Source organism: Pseudovibrio sp. Ad13 (assembly GCF_001623225.1).
Lineage (GTDB): Bacteria > Pseudomonadota > Alphaproteobacteria > Rhizobiales > Stappiaceae > Pseudovibrio.
The window spans coordinates 56,626-82,321 of sequence record NZ_LMCC01000016.1 but is presented as its reverse complement, the minus strand read 5'-3'; the positions used below and the strand labels follow the sequence as shown (position 1 = coordinate 82,321).

General features: G+C 49.9%; 18 protein-coding genes. 11 read left to right on the top strand and 7 right to left on the bottom strand.

Going from position 1 to position 25,696, the window contains the following annotated elements:
- Window positions 1–1,660 precede the first annotated feature (1,660 nt).
- From PsAD13_RS19570 to PsAD13_RS19560, 3 genes are read left to right on the top strand one after another with little or no spacing between them, the layout of a single operon-like run.
- A complete protein-coding gene (locus PsAD13_RS19570; protein WP_208986829.1) occupies window positions 1,661–2,296 on the top strand; it encodes a hypothetical protein in 636 nt (211 codons plus the stop codon).
- Entirely contained in the window at window positions 2,250–3,722 is a 1,473-nt protein-coding gene (locus tag PsAD13_RS19565; RefSeq protein WP_084404784.1) for a DNA polymerase Y family protein, read from the top strand. The genes PsAD13_RS19570 and PsAD13_RS19565 overlap by 47 nt, the downstream gene beginning before the upstream one ends.
- A complete protein-coding gene (locus PsAD13_RS19560) occupies window positions 3,719–7,042 on the top strand; it encodes an error-prone DNA polymerase (RefSeq protein WP_084404783.1) in 3,324 nt (1,107 codons plus the stop codon). The genes PsAD13_RS19565 and PsAD13_RS19560 overlap by 4 nt, the downstream gene beginning before the upstream one ends.
- A 19-nt stretch (window positions 7,043–7,061) precedes the next feature.
- Here the strand turns inward: PsAD13_RS19560 and PsAD13_RS19555 are convergent, their stop codons facing one another.
- From PsAD13_RS19555 to PsAD13_RS19535, 5 genes are all read right to left on the bottom strand, one after another.
- Window positions 7,062–7,967 (bottom strand): FkbM family methyltransferase, encoded by a 906-nt coding sequence (locus PsAD13_RS19555; protein ID WP_063305127.1) that lies wholly within the window; start codon window positions 7,965–7,967, stop codon window positions 7,062–7,064.
- 89 nt (window positions 7,968–8,056) lie between these two features.
- Window positions 8,057–10,717 carry a glycosyltransferase family 29 protein gene (locus PsAD13_RS19550; protein ID WP_063319240.1) on the bottom strand — a complete coding sequence of 887 codons (2,661 nt, stop codon included), beginning with the start codon at window positions 10,715–10,717 and terminating at the stop codon, window positions 8,057–8,059.
- A gap of 56 nt (window positions 10,718–10,773) precedes the next feature.
- Window positions 10,774–11,586 carry a hypothetical protein gene (locus PsAD13_RS19545; protein WP_063319239.1) on the bottom strand — a complete coding sequence of 271 codons (813 nt, stop codon included), beginning with the start codon at window positions 11,584–11,586 and terminating at the stop codon, window positions 10,774–10,776.
- A gap of 8 nt (window positions 11,587–11,594) precedes the next feature.
- Window positions 11,595–12,299, bottom strand: coding sequence for a hypothetical protein (locus tag PsAD13_RS19540; protein WP_063305124.1), 705 nt, complete (start codon window positions 12,297–12,299; stop codon window positions 11,595–11,597).
- Window positions 12,300–12,725: 426 nt separating this feature from the next.
- Window positions 12,726–13,622 (bottom strand): LysR family transcriptional regulator, encoded by an 897-nt coding sequence (locus PsAD13_RS19535; RefSeq protein ID WP_063319238.1) that lies wholly within the window; start codon window positions 13,620–13,622, stop codon window positions 12,726–12,728.
- A 244-nt stretch (window positions 13,623–13,866) separates the two neighbouring features.
- On the opposite strand from PsAD13_RS19535, the gene blaPSV reads away from it, so the two are divergent.
- Window positions 13,867–14,754, top strand: a complete 888-nt coding sequence (gene blaPSV / locus PsAD13_RS19530) for a PSV family class A beta-lactamase (RefSeq protein ID WP_153040940.1) — start codon at window positions 13,867–13,869, stop codon at window positions 14,752–14,754.
- 59 nt (window positions 14,755–14,813) lie between these two features.
- On the opposite strand, the gene PsAD13_RS19525 is transcribed toward blaPSV, so the two are convergent.
- Window positions 14,814–16,328 carry an alkaline phosphatase family protein gene (locus tag PsAD13_RS19525; RefSeq protein WP_063319237.1) on the bottom strand — a complete coding sequence of 505 codons (1,515 nt, stop codon included), beginning with the start codon at window positions 16,326–16,328 and terminating at the stop codon, window positions 14,814–14,816.
- Between the two features lie 214 nt (window positions 16,329–16,542).
- Here PsAD13_RS19525 and PsAD13_RS19520 point away from each other — a divergent pair, with 214 nt between their 5' ends.
- The 7 genes from PsAD13_RS19520 (at window position 16,543) to PsAD13_RS19490 (ending at window position 24,805) form a co-directional block, all read left to right on the top strand.
- Window positions 16,543–17,316, top strand: coding sequence for a DeoR/GlpR family DNA-binding transcription regulator (locus tag PsAD13_RS19520; RefSeq protein ID WP_063319236.1), 774 nt, complete (start codon window positions 16,543–16,545; stop codon window positions 17,314–17,316).
- Between the two features lie 232 nt (window positions 17,317–17,548).
- Entirely contained in the window at window positions 17,549–18,370 is an 822-nt protein-coding gene (locus PsAD13_RS19515; RefSeq protein ID WP_063289343.1) for an EamA family transporter, read from the top strand.
- Window positions 18,371–18,574: 204 nt separating this feature from the next.
- Entirely contained in the window at window positions 18,575–19,471 is an 897-nt protein-coding gene (locus tag PsAD13_RS19510; RefSeq protein WP_057463682.1) for a LysR family transcriptional regulator, read from the top strand.
- 104 nt (window positions 19,472–19,575) lie between these two features.
- Window positions 19,576–20,052 (top strand): formate dehydrogenase subunit gamma, encoded by a 477-nt coding sequence (locus PsAD13_RS19505; RefSeq protein WP_057463683.1) that lies wholly within the window; start codon window positions 19,576–19,578, stop codon window positions 20,050–20,052.
- Window positions 20,052–21,608: an NADH-quinone oxidoreductase subunit NuoF gene (locus tag PsAD13_RS19500; RefSeq protein WP_063289342.1), complete on the top strand. Its 1,557-nt coding sequence runs from the start codon at window positions 20,052–20,054 to the stop codon at window positions 21,606–21,608. Before PsAD13_RS19505 ends, PsAD13_RS19500 begins: the two co-directional genes overlap by 1 nt.
- Window positions 21,609–21,612: 4 nt before the next feature.
- Window positions 21,613–24,483 (top strand): formate dehydrogenase subunit alpha, encoded by a 2,871-nt coding sequence (gene fdhF / locus PsAD13_RS19495; protein WP_063319235.1) that lies wholly within the window; start codon window positions 21,613–21,615, stop codon window positions 24,481–24,483.
- A 103-nt stretch (window positions 24,484–24,586) separates the two neighbouring features.
- Window positions 24,587–24,805, top strand: coding sequence for a formate dehydrogenase subunit delta (locus tag PsAD13_RS19490; protein ID WP_057463687.1), 219 nt, complete (start codon window positions 24,587–24,589; stop codon window positions 24,803–24,805).
- Between the two features lie 78 nt (window positions 24,806–24,883).
- On the opposite strand, the gene PsAD13_RS19485 is transcribed toward PsAD13_RS19490, so the two are convergent.
- Window positions 24,884–25,681, bottom strand: coding sequence for an enoyl-CoA hydratase-related protein (locus PsAD13_RS19485; RefSeq protein WP_063319234.1), 798 nt, complete (start codon window positions 25,679–25,681; stop codon window positions 24,884–24,886).
- Window positions 25,682–25,696: the final 15 nt, after the last annotated feature.

The window sequence follows — 25,696 nt, the reverse complement described above, 5'->3', positions numbered from 1 at the left end:
CCATCCCGAACTCGGAAGTGAAACGCCCCTGCGCCAATGGTACTTCGTCTTAAGACGCGGGAGAGTAGGGCGCCGCCGGGCATGAATAATCCACACCGACAAATCTCTACAAAATAAAACAGAACAACATATCAGACAAAAGCCCCCAATGCATAACGCATGGGGGTTTTTTGCGTTCTAATGCATGCTAGAGCGCAGGCAGGAAAAGCAGAGTGATGAGCTCTGAGTGGTCGGCAATCACCTAGATTGCAATGCCATCTGACCGAAGAATACTCCCTGAATATACAGCCTCCAGTTGGCCTCAGTGAAACCAAAGCAACGACTTCAAGGGATTGAAACGCATAGCCTTGCGGTGCTGTTATGAGACAAGCACTACCCTCCGTGTATCCCAAAGAGAAGGGGAGTGAGTAGGGGTGTCTTGAGACTGCTGAACCCGTGATTAAGTCTGAGTAAGCTCAAGTATAGTTACCAAACAGCGGCTATTTAAATCCTGCGTGTTGCGGTGCCTTCCTAATGCAGGTCTGAAACAACTGCTGTGCTTATCCTGTCAGCTTCAGCAAGCGGACAATATCAAACCTGATGCCTTCAGCTCTTACGAACCAACCATTGCATGCCCGCAGCTCTGAGGAAGCGACCATATCACTTTTCTTGCACTCTATAGGGCTTTCACTTCAACTCTACTCCTCCAATAAGGCGGCAGAATACCCTGCAGAGTGTTCCATAGGTTCTCTTATCAATATATGTCAGCGTGTGTGTATGTGGTGATGGACTTAGATCGCTGTAGCGTTCAAGTTATGGAGCGGAAGTTCTCATAGAGGTTGTCGGATCGCCCATCAACAAGCGGAGCGTTTTTGCGTTCCTAGGTACGTTGCTTTGAGATACTTGCGTTTATATTGCGCTGCTAAGTCGAAAACACGGGTATGCCATGGTTCTCGTGGTTTGATGGGTGTTTCTTGTATTCGGGCATAAGTGGTGAGGGTGATGCCTTCGGACTTAGTGAAAGGCTCAAGGGTGTGCTGAAAGATATCCCCCCGCCTTTAAGTCCTCTCAGAAATACTCTCTGAAACAGACCGGGGATACAGCGGGAATAACTGGTGTGTAGGGCCGCCTCGTCTGTAAGGACTGGCCGGTACCATGTACGCTGCCTTACCCAGATTGCTCCCCTTCAAACCCCAGACACTCACGTTCCTGGTTGCTCAAAGTTATACCCGTTGTCTTTGCAAACATCACTCTGCTGTGGGGTATGTACTCGTAATCTTCCTTTTGCGTAATAGGTAGGGGCAATGACGACATGGATGCTCTGCTGATGAGTTTGCTTCGGGCTCGTTGGGCTTTAAACAAGTTCCGGTCGCGGTTAACGTTTGGAGTGATACCGTGGAGGGGATGGTTTTGTAGTATGTGATCTCTGCTGATTGCGCCCATGTAGATTTTTTGTCATCGTCCTGCGCAGCAATCATCCCATACGTTACAGGGCTTTCGTTTCAGCTCTTCTCTCTATAAGCGATAAAACACCCCGCAGAGTGCTGCGTAGCCTGTCCTATCCCTTATAGAATATGCCAGAGGACGTGCTTGCGTGTGTGTTATGCCTGCGAAATTTCTGGTAGCCAACAGTTTGTGAGATGAGAGTTTTGCCTCATATTGTTCGTTCATGTATGTGCGAATGAGTAAGGGAATTTATGAAAATAATGTTCTTGATATGTTCTCTTCGTTGAGAGATAATCGGGCTGTGATGGCAGAGTTTAAGAGTTTTTTTCCGCTTCAAGTCAGCCGGGTTCATGAAGTATGTGGAGCCGGAGCGACAGCATTTGCAGCGATGGCCTGCGGGCAAGCTGATATGAGAGTGTTGTGGCTTCAGACTGGTTGGCAAATTGAGCAACTCAATCCAGCAGGTTTAGCAGCTTTTATGTCTCCCAAGAATCTCGTTTTGGTTGAGGTTGAGAACCACAATGATTTACTCGCATGTACAGAAGATGGCTTGCGTTCTGGCGCTGTGGATCTAGTAATTTCTGTGGCCATTCAAAAGCTCGATCTGACTGCAGGCAGGCGTTTGCAGTTGGCAGCTGAGCAAGGTGGCTCTACCGGGATTCTCATTATACCTGAAGGGGCTGGGAGCAATGCGACACAAACTCGTTGGCACTGCTCTCCTATATTCAAGGGAAACCATATATCCGATAAGAACTTGACTCTTCAACACTGGCAGCTCATTAAGAACAAAATAGGAACATTGAGTGGTTGGAAGGTGTATTGGGATGCCAAGGCGCATCGTGTCATTGTGGTTTCCGAGGATGGCCAGTGATCGTATTTTACGCTCACATCCCACATCTGCGCCTTTTGCTGTAACCTCTCATGAAAAAAGTACAGAGCGATTACACTGTTTAAACAGCAGAGCGATGCAATTGGGGCTGGCTTCAGGTATGGGGCTTTCAGATGCTAAGGCGTTATGCCCTGATTTGCTGACACGCTCAGCAGACCGGTATGCTGATGACAGGTTCTTAAAGATGTTGGCGCGATGGGCTGATCGGTATTGCCCATGGGTCGGTTTCGATGGAAACGATGGCTTGTTGCTTGATGTCACTGGCTCAACTCATTTCTTCAGCAGTGAAGCTGAACTTCTCGCGGATATTCATGACCGGCTCCAGAGTTATCAACTCAATGTTCGCTCTGGGTTGGCTGGCACGATTGGTGGGGCTTGGGCTGTTTCTCATTTCGGTAGAGGCATTGTCCCTAATGGACAACTCAAGGCAGCTTTAGGCCCTTTACCTGCTGCAGCATTAAGGCTGGATGAGGCAACCTGTGCGACACTGCAGCGCCTTGGTCTGCGTACTATCGGTGACCTTCTGGTAACACCGCGGGCCACGCTAGGTCGACGCTTTGGTTTGCCATTGATGCGCCGTATCGACCAAGCGTTTGGTGACCAGCCAGAGCAAATCAATGCTATGGCGCCAGATATCTCTTATGCCGCCCGGCTAAATTTTCCTGATCCTATCGGTCTTTATGATGATGTGATGGCTGCTCTTGAGCGATTGCTGCAACGCATCTGTGATAAGCTAAAAGGCCAAGAGATGGGCACCCGGGTGTTGCTTATGACCTGTCAGCGTGTTGATCAGGCCAGCGTGCAGGTAGAATTGCGACTTGCTCGGCCCATGCGTGAGGGGACGAGCATTCTGTCGCTGTTTGAGAGAAGTGTGCGAGAGTTAGATGCAGGATTTGGTATCGATCAGATACGGTTGGAAGCTTTGGCTGTTGAGGCTTTGCCATTAAAGCAACTGGAGACCGGCAATGCTCAGCCAAAGAAAAATGATGTGCTGAGTGATCTGATTACGCGGCTCGGGAGTCGCATTGGTCTGGAAAAGATTAAGCGTTTTCAGCCAGCAGATAGCCATATTCCTGAGCGTAGTTTCATTGTATCGCCTGCAGCCTATTGTGAACCTGAGGGGCAGTGGAAAGAACAGAATTTGCGTCCTTTACAACTGTTTTCTCCAGAGCTTGTTGAAGGTCATGAAAAGAAGCCGCCTAATGTATTCAGCTGGCGGCGCATGCGCTTTTCGGTTGCCGCCGCAACAGGACCAGAACGTATTTGCCCAGAGTGGTGGCTGGACGATCCCAATTGGCGATCCGGTGTAAGAGACTATTGGCGTGTGGAAACCGAACAAGGCCGACGCCTCTGGATGTTTTTCACGCCACTAAATCCAGCGTGGTTCGTGCAAGGAGAGTTTGCATGAGCTACGCTGAATTGTGTGTTACCTCCAACTTCACGTTTCTTACCGGAGCCTCCCATCCTGAGGAACTGGTGGTTCGAGCTGCCAGCCTGGGGCTTTCGGCGATTGCTATAACAGATCGAAATTCTCTGGCTGGAGTTGTACGTGCTTATTCAGCGCTTAAGGAACTTGCTCGCAAAAGAGACGAGGCCCTGACTGTCCGTTCCTGCCATCGTACTGATGCAAATAGTAGACAAGAAATTCAGGAAGGTGCTGACGACCTACGAGAACCTATTATGTCTCTGCCGCGTTTGCTGGTGGGGTGTCGCCTGGTTTTGGAGGACAGCCCTGTTGATTGGATTGCTTTACCGCAAGACCACTCTGCTTATGCTCGCTTGTCCCGGCTTCTTACCAAAGGAAAAAGGCGCACTGAAAAAGGTGAATGCCAGTTATTCTTAAAAGATCTTCTGGAAGGGGCTTGTGGTCTAATGTTGATCGCTTTGCCTCAAGAGGCGATCGATAGGCTTCAAGTTCGAGAGCATATTCAACAGGCGGCGCATACTTATCCTTCTCATGTCTTCTTAGGGGCTGTGCCACAGTATGATGGGAATGATCAAGCTTACTTCGATGCTTGCGCGAAATTGGCTCTGCGTCTTGCAACACCAATGGTAGCTGTTGGTGATGTGCTTATGCATCATGGAGGTCGCCGGCAACTGGCTGATGTTCTGACCTGTATTCGTGAGGGGGTGACCATAGACAAGATTGGTCGCCGTGCTCTGCCTAATAGTGAACGCCGCCTCAAGACACCATTGGAGATGGCTCAGCTGTTTCGTGCGTACCCAGCTGCGGTCAAAAGAACGCAGGAGATTGCTAATCGCTGCTCTTTTTGCTTATCCCAACTGTCCTATGAATACCCACAGGAAGGAAGTGAGAGCGAAACGGCTCAACAGCGGTTGGAGCGGCTTACCCTTGAAGGCATTAAACGCAGATATCCCAAGGGAGAGACTGAGCGTGTTCGTTCTCTTGTTGAAAAAGAGTTGGCTCTTGTCTCTAAGCTTAAGTTTGCTGCTTATTTTCTGACGGTGCACGACATTGTCACCTTTGCCCGCTCTCAAGGCATTTTATGTCAAGGTCGAGGGTCTGCCGCCAATTCCATTATCTGCTATGCGCTTGGTGTTACTGATGTGGCTCCAGAAACCATTTCTATGGTGTTTGAACGTTTTATCTCGGAGCATCGCGGAGAGCCGCCAGACATTGATGTAGATTTTGAGCATGAGCGCCGTGAAGAAGTTATTCAGCACATCTACCAGAAGTATGGTCGCCATCGCGCAGGTTTGTGCGCGACCGTCATTCATTTCCGATCTCGTGCTGCCATCCGCGAGGTTGGGAAGGTTATGGGCTTGTCGCAGGATCTACTTGCTAACTTAGCAGGGCAGATGTGGGGATCTTCTGATCAAGGTGTACCCGAAGAACGACTAAAAGAACTCGGCCTGTCTGGGTCAGATCATCGCCTTGCTCTTACCATTCGCCTCATAAAAGAGATTATTGGTTTTCCTCGTCATTTGTCTCAGCATGTAGGTGGCTTTGTGATTACCCAAGGTCGGCTCGATGAGTTATGCCCTATCGAGAATGCATCTATGGAAGACCGCACAGTCATTGAATGGGATAAGGATGATATTGATGCATTATGCATCCTGAAAGTCGATGTGTTGAGCCTTGGTATGCTCACTTGCATCCGCAAGTGCTTCGCTTTGATTGAAGAAAAAGAAGGGCGCCAACTCACAATTGACAGTGTGCCACAGGAAGATAAGCCAACCTACGATATGCTTTGTGTTGCAGATGCACTGGGTGTTTTTCAGGTTGAAAGTCGTGCTCAGATGAATTTTTTGCCGCGTATGAAGCCACGCACCTTCTATGATCTGGTGATTGAGGTTGCCATTGTGCGTCCCGGCCCGATCCAAGGTGGTATGGTGCACCCCTATATTAAGCGACGACAAGGCCTGGAAAAAGTCTCGTTCCCTTCAACAGAATTAGAAGGCGTTTTGGGGAAAACACTTGGAGTGCCTCTCTTTCAGGAACAAGCTATGCGGATTGCGGAAGTTGCAGCAGGATTTTCTGCAGAAGAAGCAGATCGCTTGCGGCGCTCACTTGCGACTTTCAGGCGTATGGGGACCATCAGTTCTTTCAAGACCCGTTTTGTTAATGGCATGTTGGAGCGTGGCTATGAGTTAGAGTTTGCAGAGCGATGTTTTTCTCAGATTGAAGGGTTCGGTAATTACGGCTTTCCTGAGAGCCATGCTGCTGCTTTTGGTATGCTTGCTTATGTTTCTGCCTGGCTTAAATGCCATTATCCAGCTGCTTTTGCCTGTGCGCTCCTTAATTCTCAACCTATGGGATTCTACGCTCCAGCTCAGATTATAAGAGATGCCCGAGAGCATGATGTGGAGGTGAGGCCTATTTGCGCCAACCGTAGCCAATGGGATAATACATTGGAGCGGCGTAGTGACGGGCAACTGGCCATTCAACTTGGTTTTCGTCAGATCAAGGGTTTTAATGAAGAAGATGCTCTTTGGCTGGTAGCCGCTCGTGGCAATGGCTATCCAGATCCACAAAGCATTTGGCAGCGTGCTCATGTAATCCCGGCAGCACTTGAGAAGCTGGCAGAGGCAGATGCTTTTGTTAGCATGGGGCTCAATCGTCGTGATGCTCTTTGGCAAGTAAAGGCCATTAAAGGTACCACACCGCTACCTCTGTTTAATGACCCCTTTGATGGAGAGGCGATCTTTGAACCAGATGTGAACTTGCCTGTTATGCATTTGGGGGAAGAGGTGGTGGAAGACTATCTTTCAACACGACTGTCATTGCGAGCGCATCCGATGGAACTGCTACGTCCGGAAATACCCGGACTTACAACACATGCTGCCTTGCAGAAAGCTTCTCTGGATCGAACAAGTGTTTGCGGTGTTGTTGTTATACGTCAGCGTCCCGGAACGGCGTCTGGAGTTATTTTTGTGACGCTTGAAGACGAAACTGGGGTTTGTAATGTAGTGGTTTGGCCGAAGGTTTATCAAAAATTCCGAGGAGAAGTCATTTCTGGTCGCTTGCTCTACGTTACAGGTTACCTGCAACGAGAGGGGATTGTCGTGCATCTCATCGCGCAGGAAATCAGTGACTATTCAGACCGTTTATCCTTGCTGGGGCATCCGCTGGACGAAGTTATCGGCCAAACATTACCAGCAGCCGATGACGCCCCACGTCGACCTCTCATCCCAAACAGCGCCACACGAGCTCGCCACCCACGAGAACAAGCAAAGAGGCTCTTCCCGAGCCGGGATTTTCATTAGGATGAGAAACAGCCCAAGCTTAGTCTGTGTGTGGAAACTGGAAACTACCCAATTGGTGCTCTGCAAAACTTGGATTGTTTGGTTGATCCAACTTATTCGGAAAAATTCGCGTGCATGGTGAGAATTGATATGAGTTGCGGCGTAAAAATGTGACTTCCAGAACCGGTGGAATTGCATAACCGCCAACAATGCGCAATGCTGTGTTGTTATTCCCGTGAACATGAACAGCTTGATGTGTCTGAAAAATTTTATTCAATGCTTCCAAAGCAGTTCTAAACCAAAATAGCTTATATACTTTATGTAAATCGTGAAACTCAACCAGTATCTGCGAGAACTTCTGTAATTCGTTTGTCTCTAGATCTGCAAAAACCTCCCACTCGTCACCCTCTATGTCTATTTTCAGCAAAATGTCATTTGCATTCTGATGCCCATTTTTCTTTATCTCATCTCGTAAGCAGGTCATGTGCTTGTTGGTCTGAAATGAAGCAGTTATACCTTTCTTAAAATAATTAAACTGCTTATGCTGGCAAGGTAGCCCAGTAATTGTATGGTCATATTGATAAATTTTAAGACCCTTATGCGCCATCTCTAAATCCCAAGAGACATCACGGTTGATACCCAAGGAATACGCAATTTTCTCTTCTGATCGTGGAGGCACCATGACATAGCCTCCATCAAAGGTGCGTCCAACTCGAGCTAACTCATGCCCGGCAACATCCATGGGACTTAGCCGAGAAAAGAGAGTTTCAACCATCTCCTGCGCGGCCTTTGACATCTCAGGCTTTTCAAGTGGTCGTGCTTTCTTTCCTTCAACCGCAGACATTCTATTTTCTAGTTGAAGTAGCCGTTTACTTAGTTGCGCTATCTCTTGTTGCTTACTGTCTATTTCTGATCGCTCTGTAGTTAAGGTCTCTTTCAATGACATATTATAAGCTTTCATTTGATTTTAAAGTTATCATAAGAGCGTTGCATCGAGATGCACTAAGAATTGTGCTTGCACATTCAGTATAAAAATTAATAAAGGTGTATATTGCTGTGTGCTGGTAGAACGCAATTCTTCACGTAATTTTGTTCCCTTTGAGGGTTATGGCGGTATCTTCCAGTAGCTTCTAGGAGGCTCAGTCCCTCACGGATGATGTGTTTGGATTTGTTAAAGTCAAAACCCACCAAGGATAACTCCTCAAGCTGTGTCTGACGGAGAAACTCAAGCCAAATGATTCCGGAAGTAGGCTCTGCTGAGAGCTTTTTCTGCAATTTCTTTGTATAGAAACTCGGTAATCGTTCTACTTTGTGGTCTAGAATAAATTTTGATGACAGGTGATGTAAACTTGGGTGAGGTGCGACATTGTGAGTATTAAAAATTGGCGCAAAGAATAGTTGTCTTGAACGATCTGCCGTTGAACATGACCAGATGTCTGATTTTGTGCCAATCGCTGAGATCGCGGTATATTCCTCTAAAATATGATTTGGTGTTTTAGGATCTAAGACGGTGTAATCTTCTGATTGACTAGAACGGGCATCAGTAAATATTCCGTAAATGTACTTTTTGCATGTGGAATCAATAGTCATACCTTTCTTAACGATGTAGGGACACCCAAGGTTCATTCTTATAACAATATCGTGACTATCGATAAATTCAGCTGCATTGCTCTCGAGTAACTTTCCAGCATTTCCGACAAGGCACACACGTTTTCCTGTCAACATGTCCGCTTGGAAGTGCGGCATAAACAAACCCTTCGAGCGGTTAACGGCTTCATGGTAATAGTTTTTTTGGATGACTTTCTTTGCTTTTTTTAAAGGCTTATTAGTTTTTCCAACAACATCAGCAAAAGACAATCCCAAAAGCTTGGACTTCTTGAACTCAACTTTTTTTGCTCGCGATGCCGCTAGTTTTTTCTCATCTTGATAGTAGTTGTAGACTGGGTTCTCAACTACTCGAGTAGCTTCGGTGCCCGCAAGTGTATTATAAAGATGAGTTTCATCAAGTTTAAAGCTTGTATGGTAGAGGAACCATGAAAGGAAATGATCGTATCGCTTGATACGTGAGACATCATCTTCAGAGATAGCACGTTGATAGGACGGAATGAGGACTTTACTGGATACTGTTGTGACTGCTTGATCGTAGATAGCTCTACCGAAAGCAATAACAGGTTTCCCCAATAACATTGCTTCTAGACCGACACCACTATTAATGACAGCTACACATTTGGATTTTGCCAGTACGTCGTGAATATGTCCGACATTAGAAAAGAGCAGATGCTTGCTTCGCCATTTTTTCCTTGCTGTGTCGTAAAAATCGCTAAGATCCAGAGGGTGCTTTCGAAATAATACTTTAAGGCCCTGACTCTCAGCAAGTTTTGCCATATCTTCAATGAAGTTTTCTAATGTACAACTGGCGTGTAGAGTCAGAGCTTCATCATCAGGAATCTGAAGGACAGCAAGAATATCAAAATCTGGTATTGATTGATGTTTTTGGTTCTTTTGCGGAGCTTTGGTTTTTTTTTCAGCTTTTAGTTCAGCTTTAAATTTCTCTAGTCGTGGTTCAATAGAGAAGTCTAAAAAATCATCTGAACTTGCCCAATCTGCGGAAGGGCCCCAACCAGTAGAAGAACAAGTAAATATCTCTGGTAGATACTCCTGCATATAGAAAGTAGCATTATCAACTGGAAGTTGATTGTGCGTTTTGTGGGGAATGTAAAGCCGATCGACAAAATGGAGTCGGTCCACTAGCTCCTGAGTTATCTCCCATTGAGCTACAGGTAAGATTCTGGCAGAATTTTCAGGTTGTGTCGACAAAGAAATAAGGCGTGCCATTGCGCGCCATCCAATCCGACCCGGACGAGATAATCGGGAAACACGAATTGAAAAACTATTATCGTCTAATGGCTGCTTAGTGCCGATATCCTGTAGTGGAAATAGCACCAGGTTCTTTGGTTTGCTCTTGGTGCACTCGATCTTACTTTTCAGACCGGTAAGTTGCTTTAGTTCACCTTTGACATGATCAATTGGACGGCGCAAAATATATGAGTTTCTGCGTAATGACTTATCGCGATAATATTCAGGAATACACCCAGTCTTAATTTTGTTGTTTTCTTTAAGGATAGCTTTCTTGATAAGGCCCACTTCAGAAACGTCTGTCTGTATGTTGGCTGGAGCAATGTGATTTTTCATGAACTCCAGAAGGCGGTAAGTTTTAGGAGAGTGTTTTAACCAAAGAGGTTGAGGGTAGGCAATACGATGTCCGTCTTCTTTAAGGCGGATGGTATGCACCGCCAAATCGCAGTTTTGTAGGACAACAGGCAATAATGTCAGATCTTCAACAACAGTAAAATCGACTCTTAAAATCAATAGGGAGTGGTTTGATCGACCAGCCAGCCAGCTTGCAGCCTCATAGAGGGCTGCTGTATTGGTGGTAGAAACATAATCTGAAGTAAATTCAAATTTGTAAATTGTTGTGGCAAAGAGTTGTTGGCTTACCTGTTGTAAAAGCTCAGTAGCTTCTTCATCACCATCTGAAATTCCAATCACAATACGAAGGCCTGGAGAGCATGCCTCGCAACTGAGTAAAAACTGTTTACCAGTTGCGAGAAATTCCTTCCCGCTACAAACAATCAATATCTGCCAAAAGCTATGGTCTGACTTATCGAAACCAAGGCGTTGAATAGAATGAGTCACAGATAGCTCCTGGATGTGTCGTGAGCATTTAAGCTACGTCACTTCTTTTGAAAATTTTATTTAGAAAAACTTTGTTTCAGAAAACGAGGAAGTTTACGTGTAAAGGATAGAGTATCCCGCTCTTTACTGCGTCCCTCAATTTTTCGGCCCCCTTTGAGGTGATCAACATATTTACCTAACGCGCTTTTTATAAAAATATGTCCTGTTTGCCATCTACTTCCGAGCTCCTTAAAAGTTGCTTTCTTAGCTTGCTCCATTTCCTGAACGATTTCCCAAAAAATGTAGCTGTCGTGATTTTCTTTGAATGTAAGGAATTCACCAGAGAGATAAATCTGCTCAAATCTGTTGGCAAAATTCAAGATCTCAGGATGATTTAGATTGTACCCTACCCAACCACATTCTGGATATCCGCGTCGATTGAGGTAGGCGGCGAGTTGCCTCGCGTTGGGTGCCATTTTATCAAGAAACTCTTCTGGTATTACAGTGTGCGTAACAGTGTCAGCATCCAGCCAAATAAGTTGGTCGAAGGTGCCATGGCAGCGACGAATTGCATCTGTCACTGCAAAGACTTTGTTCGAAAAGCGATAAGCATCCCAACGAAAGTTATTCGTTTGCTCTGGAACAATTGGATTGGTGCCGTTGGCAAAAGGGTTATCGTAATAAGAAGATTTAAATTGCTGTAGCTTTGGTAGAGCTACCAAAGGATCTATCAACTGTAATCTTGGCTCTGAGAAGCTAACGGAAGTCTTTTCAGGGTAAACTAGCATTGAGACTGTGTCTGGCCACTTTATTAGGAAGCTTTCGATACACCGTTTTCCATATTGCTGATACCCAGCTTCGTGAAATGTAGTAACGACACAATGTTTCATGATTATCTTTAGGCTGGAACTGGTTTGGACTTTTCAATCTGCTGCGCAGAAAGCATTCGTGATTTATAGCGCTCCCAATCTTGAGAATAATCGCAGTGTTTGAACTCCTCAAAATAAGGGCCTCCAATTGTGTAATGCACAATGGCGGCATTCGGGTCAAAATCATAAACACCAACTAGATGATTCCACACTAGCGGAAGTGGACCGATCTGATCATCATTTGCAAGCCATTTGAATTGGTGAAGCTCTAAACCACTTCGCGTGTTAACGTATTCAGGAGTAAGTGATTTGCATTGAGCATTGTTGAACAGCATGACGCTGGACCAATTTTTCTTTGCATATTTGCTCTGAAGATTTCCTAAGAATTTGATGCCTTCTTCCGGTTCATAATCATGTTTGCAGCACATAACTGCATACCGATCGTCGCGAAGTGCCCATAGCTCTGCAATGTCTTTACGAAATATCATGTCGCAATCCATAAACAAGCTCCATCCCTCGTAGTCCGATAGATAAGGTGTAAGAAAACGACTGAATGAAAATTCAGTTGATTGAAGAGGATGTGTTTCGCGATTAAAAATTTCTCTTAATGAGGATTTCTCAATCGGGCATATTTGAACTGGGATTGATGCGGTATCAATTATGCTTTGACAAAGTGTATGGTAGGCAATGATCTCACGGCTATCATAGCCGATGAAGATACGAGGTATAGACATTTTAAAAGCCTCAAAGTGGCGTGCCAGAGATTCTTGGCTTGGCATGAAAATAATATGAATACTTCATCTTAGAAGTTAAATGTCAAGATATAATAGTGTTAATTTGATTTGTTGTGAGTTTGAGAGGGTGGGGTTTGTTTTAGATTGATGCGAATTTATGCTCTGTGCAATAGTTATTTATTATACCATTGTTTTTATTGCGAGAATAGTAAATGATATAATTTTTATGTTGTTTGAGGTTGTTGATGATCGCCAAATAGTTAAATTTATTTAGGTGGCTATTAAATCTCCAGTCGCTTTTCGAATGTTTAGGATGGCTGGTAATTGCCTTGATGGGGCATGAACCTTAACTGCGGTCTAACTTGCCGACCTAATTATGATTGGCCACACTTTGTCGAACTGCGCAAACGAAAGTGCGCCCCTTACTTAGGAAGCTGTGTGTGTCGAGTTGAGGGAAACTAACTTTTGGGTGAGTAGCCAGTTTTTGAAGAGGGTGGTTGCTGGGGTGGCGGGTTTGGATTTGAGGTGGGTGAGCCAGTATTTGCCGGTTGTGACTTCGAAGGGGAATGGTCGGACGAGGCGACCTTCTGAAGTTCTGCGCTTGAACATATCATGGGGCAGAAGGGCGATGCCTAAACCTGCTTCAACCATGTCGGCCATGGCGAGGGAGGAATCGAAGACTGGGCCTGTGATTTTGGGGCAGGCTGTCGCTGCGTGTTGGAACCATAGCTCCCATTCATCTGAACGGTAGGACCGGAAGAGCGTGTGATTGGTGAGGTCCTGAGGGGTTTTGAGAGAGAGGCCGATATCTGGTGAACTCAATGGGGTTAAAGGGGTGGTCAGCAATGGTGTTGCTTGCAGTCCCGGCCAGAGGCCTTCGCCAAATCGTATTGCGATATCAAGGCCTTCTTTGGTGATGTCGACACGGTTGTTGTTGGTGAACAGGCGCAGGTTCACACCGGGATGTTTTTGCTGAAAGTCCGGCAGGCGCTCGATGAGGTAACCAGTTGCAAAGGTGGTCACGACGCCGACATTGAGGGTTTCCTGATAGCGACCATCAAGGAAACGGTCGAGGATATTTCCGATCCTGTCGAAGCTTTGGGTGAGGATGGGGTGTAAGGCTGTGCCTTCATCGGTGAGGATCAGACCTTTCGGGGTGCGGTGGAAAAGAGGTGTTCCCAGTAACTCTTCCAGCGCGATAAGTTGATGACTTACAGCGGCTTGTGTGACTCTCAGCTCGATTGCAGCGCGGGTAAAACTGCCTTGTCGGGCGGCGACTTCGAAGGCACGGAGGGCGTTGAGGGGGATGTTTGGTCGGTCCATGCCTATTAGTTTTTCTAATATTTGTGTCGAGAATTAGTCGTTTGTGGCTCTACCTAAAAGTGTTTAGGTCTGAGAGTGCATCTGATTATTCCGGTACCCACCACATGTAATTTCTAGCTTAAGCGCTGGTTTTGGCGAATTTATGTTGCTGAGTGTTCTGCTTTGCGGCAGGAGCTACGCTGTACCTGTTTCATGAAATTTATTTGTTGCTGGGGCCGCTGCTCACCATGAAAGGAATTGGAGAATGTTGCGTTTTTTAGAGGAAAGCTGCGTTCCTATGAGACGGTTTGCATGTGCGTTGGCCTTCACGTTGAGCTTGCCTTTGGTCAGTGAGGCTGGGCCACTGATGGACACAGTCAGTCAGTTGGAGACTGAGGTTGGAGGGCGCATTGGTGTGGTGCTGCGCCATACCGGTTCTGACTGGACCGTTGAGCATCGGGCGGACGAGCGGTTTCCCATGGCCAGCACGTTTAAGGCATTGCTCTGCGGAGCCGTTTTAAGCCGTGTTGATCGCGGTGAAGAGAGCCTTGGTGATCTTGTCACTTACAAGGCAACCGAGCTTGTCTCTTATTCTCCTGTCACGGAGAACCATTTGGCTTCTGGAATGAGTGTTGGCCAGCTGTGTGAAGCGACGGTCACCATGAGCGATAACAGTGCTGCAAACTTGCTTTTGAAACGCGTTGATGGGCCGGAAGGGTTGACCAGATTCTTACGTGGGCTTGGTGATCGGGTGACGCGTCTGGACCGGAATGAGCCGGCTATGAATGAAGCCAGGCGCGGAGATCCCCGTGATACTACTTCGCCTTCTGCTGTGCTCAAGACATTGGACAGGTTGCTGTTTGAGGATGTGTTGCTTCCATCTTCCCGCGCACAGCTGCAGCAATGGATGGTGGATGACAAGGTGGCTGATGAGTTGATCCGAAAGCATCTGCCGAAGGACTGGCGCATAGCAGACAAGAGCGGTGCTGGTCACAATGGTTCGCGGGGGATTATCGGTGTTATCTGGCCGGAAACGGGGAAGCCATATCTTGCAGCAGCCTATATGATGGGCAGTGATGCGAGTTTTAAGCAGCGCAATGCGGTGATCGCTGAGATTGGGAAGGCGATGATTGAGGAGATTAAACAGCGTTGATCAGCTGTTTGTCTGTCCGTGATGAAAAACGGGGCATGGTGTGGTGCCCCGTTCCTGGGTCAGTGTTTCGGGCCGTCTGTGGTGATCATCCAGTTGGACAGGGTCTTGTCCATGTTCTTCATACGGTGGCGGAGCAGTTCACGGGTCATACGTGCAAGTGTTTGAGTATGCTCTGGCTTTTGCGCCAGATTTTCCATTTCACCTTGGCCTTGTGCGTCAAACAGCATGGGGGGCAGATCAGCTGCAAACTCCACAAGTGTGAAACGCTCATCGCGCAAGATGCTCAGGCAGGAGTTGTCCAGTTTGGTTCCAAGCTGTTGCTGCCAGAGTGTTGGTTCCAAAGGATCAGCGAAGTCCAATTCAGACATGGAAACTGTACGCCAGTCCTCAGGTGTTTCACCTTGGAGGAACGGGAGTAGGGACTTGCCGTCCACGGAGCCAGGAACATCCTGCCCGACCCATTCCAGAATGGTCGGCATGATATCGATGGACTCGGTGATCTGTGAGACCTGCGTTCCGTGCTCTCCCTCTGGCATGCGGATGATGAGAGGGGTGTGGTAGGCCGCATCATAAACGGTCATTTTCCCCCAGCTGTGATGATCGCCCAGCATTTCGCCATGGTCAGCTGTGATTATCACCATGGTATCGTCGTACTGTCCTGTGTCTTTGAGGAACTGCACAACACGGCCTACATGGTGATCCACTTCTGTGGCCAGCCCCAGATAGATTGCGCGCAGGGTGCGGATGTTTTCGTCTGTTGGTTCCAGATCCGGGAAGCCTTCAACAAAGCTGGCTGCGCTGTTGTTTTGCATGACCGGGGTGAAAAATGGATGTTGGGCTTGCTCGTCTTCCGCGCTTTCCAGTCGCTCTGGGAGCGGCAGGCTCTGCGGGTCGTACATGTCGTTATATGGGGCAGGAGCGACGAGCGGAGGGTGCGGACGAATGTAGGTAAGATGCGCGAACCAGCTTTGCTGGCTGTAGGCTGGCATTGTCTTGAGGAAGGCATCTGTCAAAAATGCCGTGTCGCTGTCTTCAGCTGCATAGAGCGCGGGATCGTTGAGGCGTGGGGCTTTGCCTTCTGGCGAGACGGGCTTGTAGACGTCCCAGTACTTCTCAAATTTATACCCCTGGTTCATGAGGTGAGACTGCCATGGATAGGACATATCCATGCGCATCTCCGTTATCTCATGGAAGCCGTCCATCGGGTATTCGTAGGTTCTGACTGCCGGATCATTCGGGTGGAAGGCACGGGGATCCTGTGAGGTGTCCGTGTATCCAAACAGCATGGGCAGATAGCCCGCCTTGCGCATTTGCGTTGCGATGTTGGGCGTGTCGTGCCTCAGCGGTGTGCCATTGCGTACAGAGCGATGGTTCATGGCATATTGCCCTGTCAGCAGTGACGCTCTGGACGGGCCGCAGGGATTGGTGACGGAGAAGTGGCGCGTAAAGGTGACGCTGTCTTCCATGAACGCGCGCAGGTTTGGCAGATTTACGTGTTTGCCAAGTTCACCGAACACACAATCCGCGCGCAGCTGGTCGATGATGATAAAAAGCACATTGCGTTTGTTTTGCATGTTCCTGATCCCCCAAAGCCACAGGTGTGGCGCAGTCCGACAGACCGTTACTCCGGCAATATGAAAGAGAGATGTAACTGTGGTCGTTTGCCAGCAAATAATCCACAGCTGCACACAAATTCCAACATAAATCGACATATGTGTTGGAATTTGACTGTAGTTGTGGAGTAAGGCAATCACAGAACGTGATTATCCGCGCAAACGTGAGGGGCAGATGTCTCATAGCCACCGCGAACTGGAACTGCTGGAAGTTTTGAAACGACTTGGCGGATCGGCACGCAATGCTGATCTGGCTAAGGCATTGGATGTTTCTGAAGAAACTGTGCGCCGGACGGTGAAGTCTTTGTCGATGACTTCAGACCTTGAGCGGGTGCGCGGCGGGGCGTATCTGGCGAGCTCGCAAAACGACCCAAGCTTCTTTCGTCGTATTTCACAGCGCACCAATGAGAAACGGCTGATCGCCGCTGTTGTGTGTGATGTGGTTGAAGATGGCATGACCGTTTATCTGGATGTTGGCTCCACCGCGGCATATGTGGCTGAAGACCTGAGATTGCGCAGGAACCTGACGGTGGTCACAAACTCCATTGGTGTTGCGCAGACACTGGTGAATGTGAATGGCAACCGTGTGCATTTGCTTGGTGGTGAAATGCAGGTCAATGACCGGGGAACCTTTGGTCACGACACCTATTGTCAGGTACAGCGGTTCGCGCTTGATATGGCCATCTTCAGCCTTGATGCGGTCTCTGCCAGCAAGGGGTTTCTCTATCAAAGCAGTGCTGAATCTCAACTGAGTGCTGCCATTGCAGAAAAAGCGGATCGGGTGCTGGTTGCGTTTGATCATGGCAAGCTGAGTGAGACAGCACCGTATGTGGGACCGGACCCACGACAGGTGGATTATGTGGTGACCGACAGCCCGCTTGACGAACCGTTTGTGACTGCCTTTGCGGACTGGCGCATTCAAAGTTTCATTGCCTCCCGAAAAAGCTGAGTTGAAACAAGACTACCCGCCTGTGATCTGCTTAAAACTGCACACGGGCAACCAGATGCAGAAATCGAAAACCTTCGAAATTACAGCATTTTAAAAGATAGATAAAACAAGATGGAAGCCGGTTTTCTGGTGTTGCGAGGTCAGTCGCAGATTGGATGATGGAGCTTTGCAAAAGCTGCCCGGCAGGCTTCCACACTACGAATGGTTTTGATTGATGAGCCTATCCATCATAATGATAATCCTTGCAGCAGCACTGTTGCATGCGATCTGGAATGCGATTGTTAAAACAGCGGGTGATCGCACACTTACTCTCGGACTTGTGGCGTTTGGCCATGTGATCCCGGCGGGGGTCATGATCATGATCCTGCCTTTGCCAGCACCTGAGAGTTTTGGCTATGTGGCGCTCTCCACCTGCATTCACTTTGTCTACTATTACACGCTGGGACAGGCGTACCGTCATGGGGATCTGAGCGTGGTCTATCCCATCGCACGCGGTATTGTTCCGGCTCTGGTTTCCTTATGGGCTATGCTGTTTGTGGGGGAAGTGCTGCCGTTTTGGGCGTGGTTTGGCATTGGCTTGATCGGGTTTGGTATTCAGATGTCCAGCTGGTCTGCCTTGCGGCAAGGTGTTGGCGGTGCGGCGCTTGGGTTTGCGGTTGCCACAGGTGTTTGTATCTCTGCTTACTCGCTGGTTGACGGTGTTGGTGTCCGGCTTTCTGGCAACACGCTGAGTTACTGGGCGTGGGGTGCGTTTTTGCAGGTCTTTATCGCAGCCTTCATTGGTGTGCGGCGGTGGTCTGTTTTGCCAAGCCTTTCCAGGAGAACATGGGCGCTGGGCCTGACGGGTGGTCTGGTCTCCATGATTGCTTATGGTTTGGTGCTTTACGCCAAAAACTTTGCCCCGCTGGGCGCTGTCTCAGCCTTGCGCGAAACCTCCGTCATCTTTGCCGCCTTAATCGGTTTTGTCGTCCTGGGTGAGGGCAATTGGGTGCGCCGCATGCTGGCCGCCATATTCATGGTCGCTGGTGTAAGCTTCATTGGTATGAACGTCTGATTGCAGAGTTTATCCAAACCGCGCTGTGTTCTTGACGTTCCGCGTTATCGTTCTTGCTCTGAATATGCTAGTTCATTTCAGAGCTAAGAAAAAACATCTAAGGGATTGCTTGTAGGAGGATATGAGCAATCTCGAGCGGTATCGGTCTGACAGACTGGTGCTTGCTGATGGATGGTGTTGCGGGAACGTTTGCGAGGATAACCCATGATCGATAAGCTGGAGATGTTTATTGCGTTGGCGCGTGAGAAGCATTTTGGGAAGGCGGCGGACGAGTGTGGTGTGACGCAACCGACGCTTTCGGCCAATATCAAACATCTTGAAGAACAGCTTGGCGCTCTGCTGGTTTTGCGTGGCTCGCGTTTTCAGGGCCTGACGCCAGAAGGGGAGCGGGTGCTGGAATGGGCCCGCAAGCTTGTGGCTGATACGCGGACCATGAAGCAGGAGCTGAAGGCGGTCAGTGATGGTCAATCGGGTACGTTGCGGATTGCCTCCATCCCCACAGCTCTGACGTATGTTCCTGAACTCACCACATGCTTTAGCGAGGAAAACCCGGGCGTTGATTTTGCGGTGTTCTCGCGTCCGTCCTCTGAGATTCTGGCGCAGCTGGAAAATCTGGAAATTGATGTGGGGCTGACCTATCTGGACAACGAGCCTTTGGGGCGGGTTTTGCAAATTCCTCTTTACCGGGAGCGCTACTGCTTTGTAGTGGCTGAAGGTGGGCCGCTTTCTGGCCGCGAGCATGCCACGCTGGAGGACGTGAGCAGGGTTCCGCTGTGTTTGCTGACCAGTGACATGCAATGCCGGCGTATCATCAACAATATCCTGCATGATGTTGATGTGGTGGCAAAGCCTGTGCTGCAGTCAGATTCCATCATGTGCCTGCTGGCGCATGTGCGTACCGGACGGTGGGGGACGATTATCCCACAGGCTGTGGCGCAGACAATTGCCTCTGATCATCTGGAGATCATCCCGATCTCTGATCCTTATGCCAGTATTATGGTTGGATTGATTGCGACGCAGCGTGAGCCTCGTGCGCCGCTTTTGGACATTTTTTTGAAGAGAATTACTAGAATTTCGCAGGGCAAAGAGCTCTCTACGTGATTTCCTTGATAGGGATGTGCAATCGCCCAACGGATATATCATATTGATTGCCTGCGACATATTGTGCCAATTCGATGCATTGACGTGCGAGGAGGGAGGATTTTATGGCCTTGCAGACGCAATCGCAGGATATAGAAAAAGAAACGGCCGCGATTATTGATGTCCACGAACATCAGGAAGGGCCGCTCCTGCCAATCCTGCACGATGTGCAGGGGAAATTTGGTTATGTTCCCGAGGATGCGCTTTTAAAGATCGCAGATCGGTTGAACCTGAGCCGTGCTGAAGTGCACGGCACAATGAGTTTTTACCCCGACTTTCGTACAGAACCTGCCGGACGCCACGTGTTGAAGGTTTGCCGTGCAGAAGCCTGCCAGTCGATGGGCGGCGAAAAGCTTGCAGATGACATTCAAAGAGACCTTGGCATCAAGTGGCACGAAACCACGCCTGATGGGAAGGTGACGCTGGAGCCGGTCTATTGCCTTGGCCTGTGCTCGTGTGCACCAGCTGCCATGATGGATGGCAACCTGCATGGCCGCCTTGATGAAGAGGCTGTGCTGAAGCTTGTTGAGGAGGTGAAGTGATGGGGGCTGTCCTTTACGTTCCTTGCGACGCTGCTGCTTTGGCGGTTGGCGCTGACCGTGTTGCTGAGACGCTGGCGGAAGAGCTGCGCGCGCGCGGTGTGGATGCGACAATCATCCGTAACGGATCTCGCGGTATGCACTGGCTGGAGCCGCTGGTTGAGATTGAAACCGAGCAGGGCCGGATAGCCTATGGTCCGGTGAAGCCATCTGATGTGGCCGGACTGCTGGATGCGGGCCTGCTGGATGGTGGTGACCATCCTTTGTGTCATGGTTTGACCGAAGAGATGCCTTATCTGAAGCGTCAGACGCGTCTGACGTTCTCCCGCTGTGGCATCACTGACCCGCTTTCTCTTGAACATTACGAGATGCATCACGGTTTTCTTGGTCTGAAGCGTGCGCTTGAGATGACGCCTGCGGAGATTGTGCAGGACGTGACCGACAGTGGTCTACGTGGCCGCGGTGGCGCTGGATTTCCGACAGGTATCAAATGGAACACTGTGCTGAAGGCGCAAGGTGCGCAGAAGTATATCGTTTGTAATGCCGATGAAGGGGACAGTGGTACGTTTTCTGACCGGATGATCATGGAGGGCGACCCGTTCGTTCTCATCGAAGGCATGACCATTGCGGGTATCGCGGTGGGTGCGACCAAGGGGTACATCTACACCCGCTCTGAATACCCGCATGCGGTTGCGATTATGCAGGACGCGATCAAGATTGCGCGCAAAGCCGGTATTCTTGGAGCTTCCGTGATGGGCTCTGATCATGCATTCGATATGGAAGTGCGTGAAGGGGCTGGTGCTTATGTGTGCGGTGAGGAAACCTCGCTGCTCAACAGCCTTGAAGGCAAACGCGGTATTGTGCGGGCCAAACCTCCGCTGCCGGCGATTGAGGGCTTGTTTGGCTGTCCAACTGTGGTCAACAACGTGATGTCGCTGGCGTCTGTGCCGATCATTATGGATCGCGGCGCACGGTTCTATCGCGATTACGGTGTTGGCTACTCCCATGGGACTATTCCGATCCAGTTGACGGGCAACATCAAGAACAGTGGGTTGTTTGAGACGGCTTTCGGTCTGACACTGAACGAGCTGATTTACGATATCGGTGGCGGCACGTTGAGTGGTCGTCCGGTGAAGGCTGTTCAGGTTGGCGGTCCGCTGGGCGCTTATTTCCCGCCGTCTTTGTTTGACACGATCTTTGATTATGAGGCGTTTATTGAGCGTAATGGCATGATTGGCCATGCGGGGATCGTGGTGTTTGACGATACGGTCGATATGCTCAAGCAGGCACGTTTTGCCATGGAGTTCTGCGCCATTGAGAGCTGCGGCAAGTGTACGCCGTGCCGTATTGGGTCTGTGCGCGGTGTGGAAGTGCTGGACCGGATTGCTGAAGGGGATCAGCCAGAGCAGCAAGTTGAGTTGCTCACTGACCTTTGCGACACGATGAAAATGGGCTCGCTTTGTGCTCTTGGCGGGTTTGCACCTTATCCTGTGATGAGTTCTCTGACGCATTTTCCGCAGGATTTTCATGTAAAGCCATTAACGGACGCGGCGGAGTGAACCCATGACCCTGATTAAAGAAACAGACTTTGGTACTCCTCAATCGACCGCTGAAAAGACTGTCACTATCACCGTTGATGGTTTTGATGTGAGCGTGCCTGAGGGAACCTCTGTGATGCGGGCTTCCATGGAAGCTGGTATTCAGGTTCCCAAATTGTGCGCGACGGATATGGTTGATGCCTTTGGCTCCTGCCGCCTGTGCCTTGTGGAGATTGAAGGACGCCGCGGAACGCCTGCCTCCTGTACCACGCTGGTGGAAGAGGGGATGCAGGTTCGCACCCAGACAGATCGTCTTAAAGGCCTGCGCCGTGGTGTGATGGAGCTTTACATCTCTGATCACCCGCTGGACTGTTTAACCTGCGCTGCCAATGGTGACTGTGAGCTGCAGGATATGGCCGGAGCGGTTGGTCTGCGCGATGTGCGCTATGGCGCTGATGCGCAGAACCACTTTAAAATGCGTGATGGCGGCGGTGAGGTGAATGCCTGCTGGAAGCCAAAAGACGAGAGCAATCCTTATTTCACCTATGACCCTGCCAAATGCATTGTCTGCTCGCGCTGCGTGCGGGCCTGTGAGGAAGTGCAGGGAACTTTTGCGCTGACCATTACTGGTCGCGGCTTTGACTCTCGCGTGACCGCGGGCATGTCTAAGAGTTTCCTGGATTCTGAGTGTGTGTCTTGCGGTGCCTGTGTGCAGGCGTGTCCGACAGGGACGCTTCAGGAAAAGTCCGTGATCGATATCGGACAGCCGGAACGTTCTGTGGTGACGACCTGCGCTTATTGTGGTGTTGGCTGTTCCTTCAAGGCAGAGATGCGCGGTGATGAGCTGGTGCGCATGGTGCCGTATAAGGACGGCAAGGCGAACCGTGGTCATTCCTGCGTGAAAGGCCGCTTTGCTTATGGTTATGCGGCGCATCAGGACCGTATTCTCAACCCGATGGTTCGTGAAAGTGTGGATCTGCCATGGCGGGAAGTTTCCTGGGATGAAGCCCTGAGCTTTGCGGCGAACAAGATGAAGGGCATTCAGCAGCAGTACGGCAAAGAGTCTGTTGGAGTGATCACGTCCTCTCGCTGTACCAATGAAGAGACTTTCCTCGTCCAGAAGCTGACACGTGCGGTGTTTGAGAACAACAACACGGACACTTGCGCACGCGTATGTCATTCACCAACCGGTTATGGCCTTGGTCAGACGTTTGGCACATCTGCGGGGACGCAGGACTTTGACAGTGTTGAGCATTCTGATGTGGTGCTGGTCATCGGGGCGAACCCGACAGACGGGCATCCGGTGTTTGGCTCTCGTTTGAAGAAGCGTTTGCGTCAGGGCGCAAAGCTGATCGTGATTGATCCGCGCCGGACTGATCTGGTGAAATCTCCGCATATCAAGGCATCGCACCATCTGGCGCTGCGTCCGGGAACGAACGTTGCCATTGTGACTGCGATGGCGCATGTGATCGTGACTGAGGGCTTGTTCGATGAGGCCTTCATTCGTGAACGCTGCGATATGGATGAGTTTCAGGATTACGTTGAGTTCGTCTCTGATCCGGCCAACAGCCCTGAAGCTGCTGAGTTGCTGACGGGTGTTCCTGCTGAGGAAGTGCGCGGGGCGGCACGGCTTTATGCGCGCGGCGGTAATGGCGCGATCTATTACGGCCTTGGCGTGACGGAACACAGTCAGGGGTCCACGACCGTTATCGGCATTGCGAACCTTGCCATGCTGACTGGTAATATCGGTAAGAAAGGCGTTGGTGTTAACCCGCTGCGTGGTCAGAACAACGTGCAGGGATCCTGTGATATGGGGTCGTTCCCGCATGAACTGCCGGGCTATCGCCATGTGAAGAATGCTGATGCGCGTGATATCTATGAGCAGATCTGGGGTGTGACCATCTCTGACGAGCCGGGTTTGCGTATTCCGAACATGCTGGATGCAGCTGTTGAGGGAACGTTCAAAGGCATCTATGTGCAGGGTGAGGACATCTTGCAGTCTGATCCTGATACGAAGCACGTTGCTGCTGGTCTTGCTGCCATGGAATGCGTGATCGTTCATGACCTGTTTTTGAATGAGACCGCGAACTATGCGCATGTGTTCCTGCCGGGTTCCACCTTCCTTGAGAAGGATGGCACCTTCACCAATGCTGAGCGGCGTATCAACCGCGTACGCAAAGTGATGGCGCCGCGCAATGGCTATGCGGATTGGGAAGTGACCCAGTTGCTTGCAAATGCCATGGGTGCGAACTGGACCTATACGCATCCTTCTCAGATTATGGAGGAGATTGCGGCAACCACTCCAAGCTTTGCCAATGTGACTTACGACCTTCTGGAAGAGCAGGGCTCTGTTCAGTGGCCTTGTAATGAGGAAATGCCGGAAGGCACGCCAACCATGCATCTGGACGGGTTTGTGCGTGGCAAAGGCCGTTTCATTCGGACCGACTATGTTGCGACGGATGAGAAGACCGGACCGCGCTTCCCGTTGCTTTTGACCACGGGCCGTATTCTGAGCCAATACAATGTTGGCGCTCAGACACGGCGTACAGACAATGTGGTCTGGCATGAGGAAGATGTGCTGGAGATCCATCCGCATGATGCGGAAGTGCGCGGCATTAAAGATGGTGACTGGCTCAAGCTTATGAGCCGTTCTGGCGAAACCAGCTTGCGGGCGAATGTGACGGATCGTGTTTCAACGGGTGTTGTTTACACCACGTTCCACCATCCAGCGACACAGGCAAACGTGGTGACGACCGACTATTCTGATTGGGCGACAAACTGTCCGGAATACAAAGTGACGGCGGTTCAGGTTTCTCTTTCCAACGGTCAGACAGACTGGCAGGAAGAGTATCAGGAGCATGCTGCTCGGTCTCGCCGGATTGAAGCTGCGGAATAAGTGTATTTGACGCTGGGCTGCATGAGTATTTTCTGATTTTAGGGATGCTTGTGCAGTCTGCGCGCAATGGAACTGAGAGTTTAAAAGGGAGGAGAGCTCGGGTATGGCACCAGAAAAGCTCACCTACATGGCAAACCAGATCGCTGGTTTCTTCAAGCATAAGCCGCATGAAGAGGCGGTTGCAGGTATTGCCGATCACATCAACGATTTTTGGGAGCCGCGGATGCGGCTGCAACTGTTTGACATTGTGAAGGATGGCGGAGAGGGGCTTAATCCGCTGGTTTTGGAAGCAGAACCATCCATTCGCAGGCCTGCGAAATAACGCATTTCTTGTTTCTTGAATGAGCGCTGTACGCTGCCGGGTATCCGCCAGTCTGCAGCGCTCTTCTTGTTTTGAGGCTTATTTCATCTTTTCCATGAAGGCGAGCACAGCTTCCAGATGTTCGGGCTCATTGTGGCTCATGCCCTGAAAACACGCGGACAGGTCGAGGAAGTCTTTTAGCTCAGTGCGCTGGGCCATCTTCAGCAGGCGTTTGGTGAGGCGCGTGGCCTTTGGGGGCTGAGAGGCGAACTGCTGAGCCATCTTGCTGGCTTCTGCCATAAGCTCGTCTGGCTCGTACACATCCAACACAAGGCCGTATTCCTTGGCTTGCTGGGCGTTGATAACACGTCCCGACAGGGTAAGCTCTGCTGCGCGCTGGTAGCCGATCAAGCGCTGCATGAACCATGCGCCGCCATCGCCGGGGATGATGCCAAGGTTCAGGAAGGTCTCTCCGAACTTGGCTTTGGTGGAGGCCAGGCGGATGTCGCACATGTTGGCAAGGTCAAAGCCCGCTCCGATGGCAGGGCCATTGACGGCTGCAATGATCGGCACTTCCACATTTTGCAGGGTGAGAGGAATGCGCTGAATGCCGCGCCTGTAGTGGTTCTCCACCTCAGCCACATTGCCAGCAAAGTCACCGTCGCGTTCTGCCATGTCTTTGATGTTGCCGCCTGAGGAGAAGGCTGAGCCTGCGCCCGTCAGAAGTAGAACTGAGACATCAGGGCAGATATTGACCCATTTCGCCGTTGTCACGATGTCGTCAATCAGCGCAGAGCCGGTGAGGGCGTTGCGCAGGTCATGACGGTTCATGGTGAGCGTGGCAACGCGGTTTTCAAGCGTAAGCGTTGCGTCCGTAAGCTTTGGCAGATCTGCCATGGCGTGTTTCCCCTC

Bases quoted from the DNA above. Each gene is read 5' to 3' on its own strand.
- PsAD13_RS19540 (WP_063305124.1), bottom strand. From the start codon at position 12,299: ATGTCTATACCTCGTATCTTCATCGGCTATGATAGCCGTGAGATCATT.
- PsAD13_RS19515 (WP_063289343.1), top strand. From the start codon at position 17,549: ATGATAATCCTTGCAGCAGCACTGTTGCATGCGATCTGGAATGCGATT.
- PsAD13_RS19485 (WP_063319234.1), bottom strand. From the start codon at position 25,681: ATGGCAGATCTGCCAAAGCTTACGGACGCAACGCTTACGCTTGAAAAC.
- PsAD13_RS19535 (WP_063319238.1), bottom strand. From the start codon at position 13,622: ATGGACCGACCAAACATCCCCCTCAACGCCCTCCGTGCCTTCGAAGTC.
- PsAD13_RS19510 (WP_057463682.1), top strand. From the start codon at position 18,575: ATGATCGATAAGCTGGAGATGTTTATTGCGTTGGCGCGTGAGAAGCAT.
- PsAD13_RS19560 (WP_084404783.1), top strand. From the start codon at position 3,719: ATGAGCTACGCTGAATTGTGTGTTACCTCCAACTTCACGTTTCTTACC.
- PsAD13_RS19500 (WP_063289342.1), top strand. From the start codon at position 20,052: ATGGGGGCTGTCCTTTACGTTCCTTGCGACGCTGCTGCTTTGGCGGTT.
- blaPSV (WP_153040940.1), top strand. From the start codon at position 13,867: ATGTTGCGTTTTTTAGAGGAAAGCTGCGTTCCTATGAGACGGTTTGCA.
- PsAD13_RS19520 (WP_063319236.1), top strand. From the start codon at position 16,543: ATGTCTCATAGCCACCGCGAACTGGAACTGCTGGAAGTTTTGAAACGA.
- PsAD13_RS19525 (WP_063319237.1), bottom strand. From the start codon at position 16,328: ATGCAAAACAAACGCAATGTGCTTTTTATCATCATCGACCAGCTGCGC.
- PsAD13_RS19555 (WP_063305127.1), bottom strand. From the start codon at position 7,967: ATGTCATTGAAAGAGACCTTAACTACAGAGCGATCAGAAATAGACAGT.
- PsAD13_RS19490 (WP_057463687.1), top strand. From the start codon at position 24,587: ATGGCACCAGAAAAGCTCACCTACATGGCAAACCAGATCGCTGGTTTC.
- PsAD13_RS19570 (WP_208986829.1), top strand. From the start codon at position 1,661: ATGAGTAAGGGAATTTATGAAAATAATGTTCTTGATATGTTCTCTTCG.
- fdhF (WP_063319235.1), top strand. From the start codon at position 21,613: ATGACCCTGATTAAAGAAACAGACTTTGGTACTCCTCAATCGACCGCT.
- PsAD13_RS19505 (WP_057463683.1), top strand. From the start codon at position 19,576: ATGGCCTTGCAGACGCAATCGCAGGATATAGAAAAAGAAACGGCCGCG.
- PsAD13_RS19545 (WP_063319239.1), bottom strand. From the start codon at position 11,586: ATGAAACATTGTGTCGTTACTACATTTCACGAAGCTGGGTATCAGCAA.
- PsAD13_RS19565 (WP_084404784.1), top strand. From the start codon at position 2,250: ATGCCAAGGCGCATCGTGTCATTGTGGTTTCCGAGGATGGCCAGTGAT.